Source organism: Vibrio sp. RW (assembly GCF_027587105.1).
In the GTDB taxonomy this organism is placed as follows: domain Bacteria; phylum Pseudomonadota; class Gammaproteobacteria; order Enterobacterales; family Vibrionaceae; genus Vibrio; species Vibrio toranzoniae.
In genome coordinates this window covers 132974-145819 of the sequence record NZ_JAPPTM010000009.1, presented here as the reverse complement: position 1 = coordinate 145819, position 12846 = coordinate 132974, and the positions used below count along the sequence as shown (strand labels likewise).

Sequence of the window (12846 nt, the reverse complement as noted above, 5' to 3'; positions counted from 1 at the left end):
GGAAAGAATTTAGTATGACAACTCAAACTACAATTAATAACGAAAAGCTATCTCCGTGGCCTTGGCAGATTGAAGAGAACACAACTCACTTTGATAGCGCGGCAATGTCGACCATTTTAAAAGACTTGAGCCTTGCTTGTTACGTAGTAAACCACCCAGAAAAAGGCTTAGGCGTAAGCCAACAAGCTGAAATCACATCGGGTGACTCAGCAAGTGCAGCGAACAGCCAACCTGTTAGCGCATTTGCTCCAGCACTAGGTACACAAAGCTTGGGCGACGAAGAGTTTCGTCGCTGCCATGGCGTAAAATACGCGTACTACGCAGGCGCAATGGCAAACGGCATCTCATCTGAAGAGTTAGTAATTGCCCTTGGCCAAGCTGGCATTCTTTGTTCATTTGGCGCGGCGGGCTTAATCCCGTTTCGCGTTGAGCAAGCGATCAACCGTATTCAAGCAGCGCTGCCAAATGGTCCTTACGCGTTTAACCTGATTCACAGCCCAAGTGAACCCGCTCTAGAGCGCGGCAGTGTAGAGCTGTTTTTGAAGCACAAAGTGAAAACCGTTGAGGCTTCTGCATTCTTGGGGCTAACACCGCAAATCGTTCACTATCGTGCTGCTGGCCTTAGCCGTGATGCACAAGGCGAAATCCAGATCGGCAACAAAGTCATCGCAAAGGTGAGCCGTACTGAAGTCGCAAGCAAGTTCATGCAACCAGCTCCAGCTAAAATGCTGCAAGCTTTGGTTGATGAAGGTCGAATCACAGCAGAACAGATGGAGCTAGCACAGCTGGTTCCAATGGCGGATGACATTACCGCAGAAGCCGATTCTGGTGGTCACACCGATAACCGTCCACTTGTCACACTTTTACCAACGATTCTTGCACTGAAAGAGCAAATCCAAGCTCAGTACCAATTCAAAACACCGCTGCGTGTTGGTTGTGGTGGTGGTGTCGGCACACCTGACGCTGCTCTAGCGACGTTTAATATGGGCGCGGCATACATCGTTACCGGTTCAATCAATCAAGCGTGTGTTGAAGCTGGCGCGAGCGAACACACACGTAAGCTGCTTTCGACAACCGAAATGGCTGACGTGACTATGGCTCCGGCGGCAGACATGTTCGAAATGGGCGTGAAACTGCAAGTGGTTAAGCGCGGCACTTTATTCCCAATGCGTGCCAACAAACTGTATGAGCTATACACACGTTACGACTCGATTGAGGCAATTCCAGTAGAAGAACGCCTGAAGCTTGAGAAGCAAGTATTCCGTTCAACACTGGATGACATTTGGGCGGGAACTGTGGCTCACTTTAACGAGCGCGACCCTAAACAGATCGAACGAGCTGAAGGCAACCCGAAGCGTAAAATGGCGTTGATCTTCCGTTGGTACTTAGGGCTTTCTAGCCGTTGGTCAAACACCGGTGAACAAGGTCGTGAAATGGATTATCAAGTATGGGCAGGCCCTGCACTTGGCGCATTCAACGCGTGGGCAAAAGACAGCTACCTAGATGATTACCAGCAGCGTAATGCGGTCGACCTTGCTAAGCACCTGATGCACGGTGCGGCGTACTTGGCACGTGTTAACCTGCTGACTTCGCAAGGTATCAAGCTTGACCCAGAGTTAGCACGCTGGAAGCCAACTCAGAGAATGGCATAAGTAACTCATGAGTTAGCTAAACTTAGATTAACTAGGCTCAAAAAATAAAAAAGCGACCTTATCGGGTCGCTTTTCTTTTGGTTGTTCTTTTCAGGCTAGCTAAAAGATTAAGACTTCTGCATACGCTTTTTCAAGCGCGCTAAATCAATTGCACTTGAGCGCACAGTCAGCTTGATGCACTCGTAGTCATACTCTTCCTTCACAACACTCATGTTTGATCGGATCTCACCGATGATGCCTTGTCCAGAATAAGGAATCGTGATCTCTTCTTCGATCATGCCTTGTTCAGCCACACCCACAATGTACTTGTGCAGTTTAGTGATATCGAGCGGGTCACGAGTCGAGGTCAGCATTGCATCTGGGAATTCTTCAATCAGCTCTAACTGCTCTTCTTCACTCAGTCTATCGCACTTGTTCAATACCAATAGTTTTTCGCTGCCTTCAACGCCCACTTGCGCTAATACTTCGTGTACCACATCAAGCTGCGCGCGGAATGAAACGTCAGAAGCATCAACCACATAAAGCAGCAATGAAGCATCATGCGCTTCTGCTAGCGTTGAGTGGAATGAGGCAACCAGATCGTGTGGCAGTTTCTTGATAAAACCCACTGTATCTGACACTAGGATACGCGGCTGAGTAATTGGTTGAAGCGCACGCACCGTGGTGTCTAGCGTTGCGAACAGTTTATCTTCACCCACCACTTCGGTTGCGGTCATTGCACGCATCATCGAAGATTTACCGGCATTGGTGTAGCCAACTAAAGCAACAGTGAAAAGCTCCGCGCGCCTTGTGCGTCGGGTCTTCATTTCATCTTGTACGCTTACTAGCTCACGCTTAAGCGCAGCAATTTGGTCACGTACGTTACGACGGTCTAGCTCTAGTGAAGTTTCACCTGCGCCCTGACCCATTTGACGCTCTTTATCACCCTCAGCCGTTTCACGAAGTCGTGGCACTAGGTAGTTTAGACGAGCGATATCAACTTGCAGGCGAGCAGTACGAGTACGAGCATGACGGCTGAAAATTTCGATGATGATGCCAGTACGGTCAAATACTTCCACACCTAAACTAGCCTCAACAGTGCGCAGTTGAGATGGGCTTAAATCACAGTCAAAGACCACAACATCGGCAGCGCCGTATTGAAAGTCGCCCGTTGGAAGATCATCAAAATCTAACTCGTCGATTTCTGAATCGAACAGGCCCGATTCATCAAGGAAGTCTTCATCTTCTGCTTCTTCAATCGAACCTTGGTAACCGGTTAGATGAGCAATTTCCGCAAGCTTACCAGCACCCAACACGTTTTGTCGTTGAGTTGAACTGTGGTGCTGCGATTGAGTACCAACCACTTTAAACCCTAGGGTTGTTACTAAGCGAGCAAGTTCGGCAAGAGACTCTTTTGCTTCGTCACCTTTGAAGTCCGGTGTCGTAATAGAAATAAGTAAAGCGTTACTAGCTGAGGGTTTTGCTGTTAGTTTCATGTATTCTTCTGTTTATGCACTAATGTGCAACCTAGTATTTGGTCTAAAGTAGCGCGATCCTACGCTGTTCTCGGTCAGCTTTATAGAGCTAACGGAGGCTAATTGGCGATATTATTGCAGATAATCTATTTATCTCGTTTATCCCTCTGTTTTCGTGAGGAAATAAAACAGGCTAAAACAACAAAAAAGACAGCATCACGTTACTTATTAGTAATTAGTGATACTGCCTTTGTTTAAGCTTAGACTCTCATTGAGCTACTGTCTCAAAAACTAAAAATCAATTCTCGCTTCAGTCTGTGCATCAAAGAATACCGCCTTTGATAAGTCAAAATGCAGCGGCGCCATTTGTCCAACGGACACTTCAAATTCTGGCGATAAACGACACGCGACTTCTTGGTCGTTCACTTTAACCATCGCAATCGTATCTGGCCCTGTTGGCTCCAACACTTCTAATTGCAGATCTAGCTTTGTGGTTGCCGACACATCATCACCTTCTTGCTCAGTGATGTGTTCAGGGCGCAATCCAATAACCAACTCCTTGCCATCTTGGTCACGCATACTCTGTGGCAATCGAATGTGGTGTTCTTGCTCCGCCGTGCCAGTTACTTTGATGATCGGATTCTGCTCATCATCCAAATCCACCATGGTCTTAATGAAGTTCATGGATGGTGAACCCATAAAGCCCGCCACGAACATGTTATTTGGCTTGGTGTAGATCTCTTGCGGCGTACCGAGTTGCTGCAGTTCACCATCTTTCATCACCGCGATGCGATCAGCCAACGTCATTGCCTCAATCTGATCATGAGTCACATAGACAATGGTGGTGTTGAGCTTTTGGTGCAGACGTTTAATCTGGTGACGCATCTCAACACGCAGCTTGGCATCCAAGTTAGAAAGCGGCTCATCGAACAGATAAAGCTTAGGACGACGAGCCAAAGCACGGCCCATCGCGACACGTTGACGCTGGCCACCAGAAAGTTGCGACGGTTTGCGATCCAGCAACTGTTCAATTTGCAGCATTTCAGCGACTCGATTCACTTCTGCATCGATTTCGTCTTGTGGCATCTTACGAATCTTCAAGCCGAAGGCGATATTGCCGCGTACCGTCATGTTTGGATATAACGCGTAAGACTGAAATACCATCGCGATGTCGCGGTCTTTAGGTTCAACCTGAGCCACGTCAACACCATCAATCACGATTTCACCCGAGCTAATATTTTCTAGCCCAGCAATGGTGTTCATTAGGGTGGATTTTCCACACCCCGAAGGGCCGACAAGTATCAAAAATTCCCCCGAATCGATACTGATGTCGATGCCCTTTAACGTTTCGTTGTCCGCGTTGCGATAGGTTTTACGGATCTGTTTTAAATCTAATGTTGCCATGGGTAATTATCCTTTTACTGATCCTGCCGTTAGGCCACGAACAAAATACTTTCCTGCGAAGACATACACCAACAGCGTTGGCATTGCGGCGATGATCGCGGCAGCCATATCGACGTTATATTCTTTAACGCCCGTGCTGGTGTTGACTAAGTTGTTTAATGCCACGGTGATTGGTTGAGTCTCTGAGCCTGAATACACCACCCCGAACAAGAAATCGTTCCAGATAGCAGTGAACTGCCAGATCACCGTCACCATGATGATAGGTGTAGAGATCGGTAATAAGATCTTATAGAAAATGGTGAAGAAGCCCGCACCATCCAGCTTTGCCGCTTTGATCAATTCATCCGGAATCGAGATGTAGAAGTTACGGAAAAATAGAGTTGTAAACGCCATGCCGTAGATAACATGCACAATCACCAAGCCGATGGTAGTGTTAGCCAAGCCCATCTTGCCAAGCATGGTCGCCATTGGTAGAAGCACCACTTGGAATGGGATGAAGCAACCAAACAACAGCAAGCTAAAGAACAGGTTTGAACCTCTGAATTGCCATTTTGTTACTACATAACCGTTGAATGCACCGAGCAATGTCGAGATCGCGACCGCAGGAATCACCATTTGGAATGAGTTCCAAAAGTAGCCTTTGATGCCTTCACATTTAACGCCCGTACACGCGGTATCCCACGCTTTATACCAAGCATCAAACACCCACTCTTTAGGCAAACTCATCAAGTTACCCGCCTTAATGTCTGGCAGAGTTTTGAATGAGGTCAGTACCATTATGAACAGTGGCATTAAATAAACTAAGCAGAAGAAAAGCAGTGCTGAATAGATGAACATTCGAGCAAAGTTGATGTTATTCATCATGACTTTTTCTCCCTAAGTTCAGAGTAAAGATAAGGCACCAAAATCGCTAAAATACCCGCAAGCATCATCATCGCACTAGCCGCACCAAGGCCAATTTGTCCACGAGTGAATGAGTGTGCGTACATAAATAGCGCAGGAAGATCCGATGAATAACCCGGCCCGCCTGCCGTCATTGCGGTCACAAGGTCAAAGCTCTTAATCGCAATGTGTGAGGTAATAATCACCGCACTGAAAACCACAGGGCGCAAGCACGGTAAAATGATTTTTAGATAAATAGTGGGTAAGCTTGCCCCATCAATTTGAGCGGCTTTGATGATTGAAGAATCGATGCCACGAAGACCCGCTAAGAACATCGCCATCACAAACCCTGAAGACTGCCAAAGTGCCGCAATCACTAAGGTGTAGACCGACATTTCAGAGTCGACTAACCAATCGAATTTGAAGTCAGTAAATCCCCAATCTTGCATCAGCTTTTCAATGCCAAGACCCGGATTAAGAATCCATTTCCAAGCGGTACCCGTCACGATGAATGACAAGGCCATTGGGTAGAGATAGATAGTACGAATCGCTCCTTCTTGACGGATGTTCTGGTCAAGTAATACCGCTAAACCAACACCTAGCAAGATAGCAATCGCCATGAATAGAAAACCAAACACACCAAGGTTGGTGATTGAGGTGATCCAACGATCGTTGTCCATCAGCTTTTCATATTGGGTTAAACCAACGAAGTTAAAGCTCGGTAGAAATCGAGAATTCGTGAACGACAACGCCGCCGTCCAGAATATATAGCCGTAGATACACACCACGGTCACTAACGCGGTAGGCGCCAGTACAATCTTAGGTAACCAATGTTGCAACCTGTCAGCAAAGCTAGGCTTGGGCGCAGGCTGGCTCCTTGTGGGTTTTGGAGTCGACTCAGTCAAAACATGCTCCATAACTTATCCTTGTTGCACAATCGAGCCGATGGCTTACCTTTCGGCACCACATCAGCGTCACGCATATCAGAATTGGGAATGAAGAGCAGATAGGCTCCCTACGAGCCTACCCACCCTGGGGGTTTGGTGTTAAACCAAGTGAGATTAGATAGCCGCTTTCACTGCTTTTGCTAACTTAGCTGCCGCTTGTTTTGGATCGGCATCTTTCTCATTGAAGAAGTTGGTCACTACGTCGTAAATCGCGCCTTGAGCGTAACTTGTCGTCGCTAGGCCGTGAGCCATACTTGGAACTAGGTCGCCAGACTCTGCACTCGCTTTAAAGGTTGCCATTGAGTCCAACGCACATTGGTCGAACTTAGACATGTCCATATCGAGACGTACTGGGATTGAGCCTTTGTTCAGGTTGAAGACTTCTTGGAAATCTTTGGTAAGAATGGTTTTCGCTAGGTCTTGTTGCGCTTTTTGGTTCTCTTTGTCGCTTAACTCAAAGAACGCAAAGCTATCGATATTGAAGGTAAATTGGCCGTCAGTACCCGGAGCTGGCGCGCAGATGTAATCTTTACCCGGTACTTTGCCTGCCGCCGTAAATTCGCCTTTCGCCCAGTCACCCATGATCTGCATCGCGGCTTCACCATTGATAACCATAGACGTTGCGACGTTCCAATCACGACCTGGAGAGTTGCTGTCGATGTAGTCACGCATCTTTTTGAACTTGGTGAAGACTTCCACCATTTTGTCGCCAGATAACACGTCCATATCAAGGTCAACGAACGCTTTGTTGTAGTCTTCACTGCCCAGTACATCAAGTGCTACCGCTTCGAATACCGTCGCGTCTTGCCAAGGTTGCCCACCGTGAGCCAGTGGAATGAAGCCAGCCGCTTTAATCTTGTCTGCAGCAACAAAGAACTCATCTAATGTAGTCGGAACCGTAACGCCTGATTTTTCTAAAACAACAGGGTTAGCCCAAAGCCAGTTCACACGGTGAACATTGACAGGAACTGCCACATATTCGCCATCCCACTTCATCACTTTAGTCACTACTTCTGGTAGTAATTCATCCCACTGTTCTTGTTTCGCTGTTGCATCGAGAGACGTTAGAAAACCTAAACCACCCCACTCCTGAATATCATGACCTTTGATCTGCGCTGCAGACGGTGGGTTACCTGATACTGCTCGCGTTTTTAAAACGGTCATCGCACTTTCACCGCCGCCACCAGCCACTGCAAAGTCTTTCCATGTATGGCCTTGTTCTTCAATCATCTCTTTCAGTACCGCGGCAGATTTTGCTTCGCCACCGGCAGTCCACCAGTGAAGCACTTCCACTTCACCAGCTTGAGAAAATGTTGAGGCAGCAAGAAGAGATAGAGTAAGTAGGGTTTTATTGATTTTCATTATTATCTTCCATGTTTAGCGGACTCGACGTCCGGTTCAATAAAGAGTCTACTTATTTTGATTTTTAGGATTGAAACAAAAGGTAAGCCCAATGTAACACAATTGTTACATTACACTTCTAGGCCTCTAGGGATATAGACTTTGGCCTCTAAGCCGCCTTGAGGGGAGTTACGAATAATGAGATCTCCGCCATGTCCGTGCAGGATATTTCGGCAGATCCCAAGCCCTAAACCGTGTCCTTGGTCGTCGGTGGCGAGCCTGAAGTAAGGTTCAAACACCAACTCTAACTTGTCTTCAGGAATACCTTTGCCGTGGTCTTGAATCGTCACGATAACCCACACCGAATCACTGTTAATATCGACCTCACCTGATGTTCCATATTTCACAGCGTTGTCGATAAGATTGGTGAGCACACGTTTAATTGCTAGTGGTTTGGCGACTAACGGTTCAACCACTATGGGTTCAAACTCAACCAAGGTTTGATGTTGGTTGTGCAGTTCAATCACAGAAAGCATCATCTCGTTGAGATCGATAATGGCGTTGTTTTCGTGAAGGTCAGTATCTCTTACCGCTTGTAATGCGCCCTTGACCATCATCTCAAGCTCATCCAAATCCTTATTGAACTTGTCTTTCTTAACCTCACTTTCCAATAGCTCGGCTCGAAGCCTTAAGCGGGTGATTGGAGTCTTTAAGTCATGAGAGATAGCAGAGAAAAGGTGTTCTCGGTCGGCAACATAACGACGAATACGCTGCTGCATGCGATTAAACGCCCGAGTCGCCGTGACCAGTTCAGTCGCTCCTTCTTCGTTAAGTGGAGGCTGCTGGATATCCATGCTCATTTCGTTGGCTGCCCTTGCAAGTTTCTTAAGCGGACGTACTTGGCGGCGAATCATTAAGTAGGTCAACACCAGTAGAATCAGCGTTGAAGAGAGCAAGAAAATCACCTGTTCACGACCAAGAATAGTGTCATCAAGTTTTACGTAAGGTGCTGGCAACAGTGCGGCAATATAGACCCATTCATGACTAGCTAGCTCAATTTGCACAACCAATATTGGCGGATTGAGAGGCTCTAAGGTTAATGTGTGATGCGCCCATGATCGAGGGAGATCGCTCAAGTAGATGTCATTTTTAAGTAATCGAAGGTGCTCTGGGCGAGAGAAGTCGACGCGCACCGATTCCACCTTATTGAGCTTGCTACTCAACACACTTTCTATGGCTTCAATTGAGGCGGTTTTTAAGCGGGTATCAGGTATCGGTTCAACGATCAAAGCCTCTTTGTTAAACGAGACGAAGAAGCGCGTACCGCCCATATTGCGGATTTGATCCAACACGATATGGCGATATTTAACGGGTAGAGATTGGAAGAAAGTCACCGTTGAAGCAAACATGTTTGCCATGCTCGACGATGCCGAGCGAATCCCTTCCAGTTCTTTTTGTTTAGATTCGCTATACCAAATAGAGGTTGCGATACCTTGAGCAATCACCACCGCCAACAAGGTCAGCAACAAGGTTCTAGCAACCAAGGAGTTAGGCTTTAAACGACTCATCCAGTTCATACGAGATACTTCATTTGAAATACTTTATTAGCATTACTTGATTAGCAGTAGGTCATGCTTAGTGTTCATACTGAACAGGCACAGCCAGAATGTAGCCGTTGCCGCGCATGGTTTTGATGTAGTGAGGATATTTACCACTGTCGCCCAATCGGCTTCTCAGACGACTAAGCTGCACATCAATGCCACGTTCAAAAGGCAGCGCTTCACGGCCTCTGGTGGCGAATGAGATGGTATCTCGGTCTAATACTTCATTAGGGCGAGTAAGGAACAACATTAACAATGAGAAATCACTGCCCGATAAGTCCATCTCTTCTGAGCTTTCATTGTTGGAAATTCGATGCGCTAACGTATCGAGCGTCCAGTCACCAAAGATGATCTGCTTTGGCAACGCATCATTGGGTTTGTCATCGACGACTTGAACGCGGCGTAGCAGAGCTTTGATACGCGCCATTAACTGACGAGGGCTAAACGGCTTGGCGATGTAGTCATCTGCACCAATTTCTAAGCCGATGATCTGGTCGGTTTCATCCGATACCGCAGTCAGCATGATGATTGGTACATTCGATTGTTTGCGGACGCGCTGACACAAGGTAAAACCGTCGTCACCGGGTAGCATCACATCAAGAAGAATCAGGTCTGGGTAACCTTGGCTTTGCAGGTGAGTTTCGAGTTCAACACCATCTCCGACCGAAGAGACATCGAAACCCGATTTTGTGAGGTACTCTTCCAGCAGCTCGCGGATTTCTTGATCATCATCCACCACGAGAATTCGAGTATTTGTTGGCATCGCCCAAACCTATTAAATTTACAACTTATTCACATAGTGTATAGACAGGTTGAGCATTTGATTATTGATATGTTTGTAAAATTAGAAGAACAAACAGACAGAGATCACAACTAAGTGACCTCCATCCACTCGTTTGATTAAGCGAATCGATTTACGACGAGCAGCTGATCTCCATCGCTTTACCCCACTCTGGTGGTAACGCGGCAAGATGTTCGTAGTCAGGGTGTTCCGCATAAGGGTCTGCGAGCACCACCATTAATGCGTCAATATCACTGCTATCACCACGCTCGGCTTTATCTATCGCCAGCTGAGCAAGGTAGTTTCTGAGGATATATTTAGGGTTTACCTGCCTCATCTTTTCACAGCGCTCGACTACTGAGCTATCTTCAAGTTCACAACGTTGCAAATAGTTATCCAGCCATAGCTTTGCGGCCTCGCGATCGATAACTAAATCAATGACTTCCTGCGCAGGCAAAGTGTCTAGGTTCGACAGCGTTCTAAAAAATCTTGGATAATCGACTTTGTTTTGCGACATCAACTCGAACATAGATTCAAACAAGCGGCTGTCACCTTCTTGTTTCGAAAGCAGCCCCAACTTACGACGCATCATCTGACTGAAATAACCATTCATTTGTGGTTCGTATTGTTCCAACGCAGCTTCTAAATCAGCCTTCTCCACCAGCGGCGACAGAGAGTGTGCCAGAGCTGACAGGTTCCACAATCCAATTCTAGGTTGTTGATTGAAAGCGTAACGACCTTGGTAATCCGAATGATTACAGATCAATCTTGGATCATATTCATCAAGAAAGGCGAACGGGCCGTAATCGAAGGTTTGGCCGATGATCGACATGTTATCGGTGTTCATCACCCCGTGAGCAAAACCATTAGCTTGCCACAGCGCGACCATTTCCGCAGTGCGATCGACAATCTGATTAAACATTGCAGCGTATGGCTTTTCTTCATCGAGACACTCAGGGAAATGCCACTCAATGACTTTATCGGCCAGCAATTTATGCTCGGCCAACTGATTGGTATAAAACAGATGTTCAAAGTGACCAAAACGGATGTGTGATTCGGCAGCACGCACCAACAATGCGCCCCACTCTTGCTTTTCTCGATAAACAGGCGTGTCACTGGTCATCATCGCCAACGCACGTGTCGTTGGGATATTAAGCCCAGCCATCGCTTCGCTACATAAATACTCACGAACGGTTGAGCGAATCACAGCGCGCCCATCACCCATGCGCGAATATGGCGTTTTACCTGCACCTTTGAGGTGTAAATCGAACATTTCGCCACTTTTCGCGACAACTTGCGCTAATAGCAGACCTCTACCATCACCGAGGTCAGGGTTATAAGAGCCAAACTGATGGCCTGCGTATTTCATTGCTACTGGTGAGAACTGCTCAGGTTCAACGTTGCCCGATAGCGTTTCAAGCAACTCATCAGAGACGTCCTCAAATGACGGAAAGCCCAGTTCACTGGCTAGGTTTTGGTTCCATGCAAGCCATTGGACATTATTTAAAGGTGTAGGTTGAATTGGGGTATAGAACAGTCGAGGTAACGTCGTAAATCGATTGTTAAATGAAATTGAATCCCAGACAGACATGAGAGATACACTGTAGGTAATAGATAACTTAAGATTATCACAGTTTGATAACAACTTCAGATCAGGTTAAACAATGAGTCTATTAAACAAATGGGGAATCAGACAAAGAGACTATTCAGGGAAAGAAGGGGTTCAGAGAAAGGTGCAGCGAGAAAAGGTTAAGTGGCTAGCCTGATGAGAAAAGCCACGTTTATGAGATAAAGAGTTCTGACTTTGAAGACTTTTTAACAAGTGTGTTCATAATAAAAACTAAAAATATAGAGCCATAAAGCTGACTACATTAGAGCAAGAATACCCACTAGAGACAGGGTAGAGAAAAGCCAAGTGCGGCTGATAACGCCAAAGTTACTGTGTTGAATCATTTCTTGATGCTGCATATATCTCTCCTTGAGAACGTGATGGTGTAACTACAATATATCGGCTTTTCGCTAAAAGCAGCAAGCATATTAATATTAACCTTTTATGACAGCATTAAGAATTTTCTGTAACTATTCAGCCCTTTGATAAATCGAAAAGTTATGCTCGGCTTGTTGTCGAAAGTAGCGCTCCTGCACCAATAAACACGCCCCCTGTAACACGGTTAAATACCTTGGCTCGACCCTTGGCAAATAACCACGTTGATGATTTTGCACCTAGGTAGGCGTAGATCAATAACCAAGACAACTCCATCACAACAAAGGTTAAAGCAAACACAGCAAACTGGGGAAGCAGAGCGAGTGACGGGTCGATAAACTGAGGGAAAAGTGCGGTAAAAAACAAGATCGCTTTCGGGTTACTCGCGCCAACAATAAAACCACTTAAGTAGTGTTGCACCGCGCTTTCTTTAACAAGCTGAGAATCGGTTTGTTGACTAGATAGATTGTCGTAATCTTGCTGGTTAGAACGTAAAGACTTCCAGCCAAGATAGATAAGATACGCAGCGCCAGTCCATTTTATGACATTAAATACCACTTCCGATGAAGCTATGATCACCCCTAAACCGGTGAACGATAACGTTAAGATTCCGGTGATCGCCGTTAAGCTGCCCAGAGCAGTAAATATTGATAATTTAAAACCCGATTGCACACCTTTGGTCATGCACAATAAAGAACTTGGGCCCGGCGATGCCGTTAAAATCAGTACTGCCAACAAATAATAAATCCATGTATCAAAGCTCATTGCGAATTCTCCTTAACTCACTAAAACGGCTAAAC

10 protein-coding genes are annotated in these 12846 nt (G+C 46.3%); 1 reads left to right on the top strand and 9 read right to left on the bottom strand.

What is annotated here, in order from left to right; genetic code table 11:
* Positions 1-14 precede the first annotated feature (14 nt).
* The gene (gene pfaD / locus OCT63_RS10810; protein WP_269983705.1) at positions 15-1652 is read left to right on the top strand and encodes an eicosapentaenoate synthase subunit PfaD; all 1638 of its coding nucleotides are present in this window, start codon (positions 15-17) and stop codon (positions 1650-1652) included.
* 107 nt (positions 1653-1759) lie between these two features.
* Here pfaD and hflX read toward each other — a convergent pair whose 3' ends face one another.
* The 9 genes from hflX to OCT63_RS10765 form a co-directional block, all read right to left on the bottom strand.
* On the bottom strand, positions 1760-3127 hold the full coding sequence (hflX, locus tag OCT63_RS10805) for a GTPase HflX (protein ID WP_269983704.1): 1368 nt from the start codon (positions 3125-3127) through the stop codon (positions 1760-1762).
* A gap of 270 nt (positions 3128-3397) precedes the next feature.
* A complete protein-coding gene (locus OCT63_RS10800) occupies positions 3398-4510 on the bottom strand; it encodes an ABC transporter ATP-binding protein (RefSeq protein ID WP_060468180.1) in 1113 nt (370 codons plus the stop codon).
* 6 nt (positions 4511-4516) lie between these two features.
* Entirely contained in the window at positions 4517-5374 is an 858-nt protein-coding gene (locus OCT63_RS10795) for a carbohydrate ABC transporter permease (RefSeq protein ID WP_269983703.1), read from the bottom strand.
* Complete coding sequence (locus OCT63_RS10790; protein ID WP_009848503.1) at positions 5371-6309, bottom strand: carbohydrate ABC transporter permease; 939 nt, start codon at positions 6307-6309, stop codon at positions 5371-5373. Before OCT63_RS10790 ends, OCT63_RS10795 begins: the two co-directional genes overlap by 4 nt.
* A 144-nt stretch (positions 6310-6453) precedes the next feature.
* Positions 6454-7701 (bottom strand): ABC transporter substrate-binding protein, encoded by a 1248-nt coding sequence (locus OCT63_RS10785; protein WP_004736057.1) that lies wholly within the window; start codon positions 7699-7701, stop codon positions 6454-6456.
* Positions 7702-7811: 110 nt separating this feature from the next.
* Positions 7812-9257, bottom strand: a complete 1446-nt coding sequence (locus tag OCT63_RS10780) for an ATP-binding protein (RefSeq protein ID WP_269983702.1) — start codon at positions 9255-9257, stop codon at positions 7812-7814.
* Positions 9258-9315: 58 nt separating this feature from the next.
* On the bottom strand, positions 9316-10044 hold the full coding sequence (locus tag OCT63_RS10775) for a response regulator (protein WP_161674427.1): 729 nt from the start codon (positions 10042-10044) through the stop codon (positions 9316-9318).
* A 151-nt stretch (positions 10045-10195) separates the two neighbouring features.
* The gene (locus OCT63_RS10770; RefSeq protein ID WP_269983701.1) at positions 10196-11653 is read right to left on the bottom strand and encodes a protein adenylyltransferase SelO; all 1458 of its coding nucleotides are present in this window, start codon (positions 11651-11653) and stop codon (positions 10196-10198) included.
* Positions 11654-12169: 516 nt separating this feature from the next.
* Entirely contained in the window at positions 12170-12811 is a 642-nt protein-coding gene (locus tag OCT63_RS10765; RefSeq protein ID WP_060468187.1) for a LysE family translocator, read from the bottom strand.
* Between the last annotated feature and the right edge of the window lie 35 nt (positions 12812-12846).

What these genes read in the sequence shown, in the direction of transcription:
- pfaD (WP_269983705.1), top strand. Translation starts at nt 15, where the DNA reads ATGACAACTCAAACTACAATTAATAACGAAAAGCTATCTCCGTGGCCT.
- hflX (WP_269983704.1), bottom strand. Translation starts at nt 3,127, where the DNA reads ATGAAACTAACAGCAAAACCCTCAGCTAGTAACGCTTTACTTATTTCT.
- OCT63_RS10800 (WP_060468180.1), bottom strand. Translation starts at nt 4,510, where the DNA reads ATGGCAACATTAGATTTAAAACAGATCCGTAAAACCTATCGCAACGCG.
- OCT63_RS10795 (WP_269983703.1), bottom strand. Translation starts at nt 5,374, where the DNA reads ATGATGAATAACATCAACTTTGCTCGAATGTTCATCTATTCAGCACTG.
- OCT63_RS10790 (WP_009848503.1), bottom strand. Translation starts at nt 6,309, where the DNA reads ATGGAGCATGTTTTGACTGAGTCGACTCCAAAACCCACAAGGAGCCAG.
- OCT63_RS10785 (WP_004736057.1), bottom strand. Translation starts at nt 7,701, where the DNA reads ATGAAAATCAATAAAACCCTACTTACTCTATCTCTTCTTGCTGCCTCA.
- OCT63_RS10780 (WP_269983702.1), bottom strand. Translation starts at nt 9,257, where the DNA reads ATGAACTGGATGAGTCGTTTAAAGCCTAACTCCTTGGTTGCTAGAACC.
- OCT63_RS10775 (WP_161674427.1), bottom strand. Translation starts at nt 10,044, where the DNA reads ATGCCAACAAATACTCGAATTCTCGTGGTGGATGATGATCAAGAAATC.
- OCT63_RS10770 (WP_269983701.1), bottom strand. Translation starts at nt 11,653, where the DNA reads ATGTCTGTCTGGGATTCAATTTCATTTAACAATCGATTTACGACGTTA.
- OCT63_RS10765 (WP_060468187.1), bottom strand. Translation starts at nt 12,811, where the DNA reads ATGAGCTTTGATACATGGATTTATTATTTGTTGGCAGTACTGATTTTA.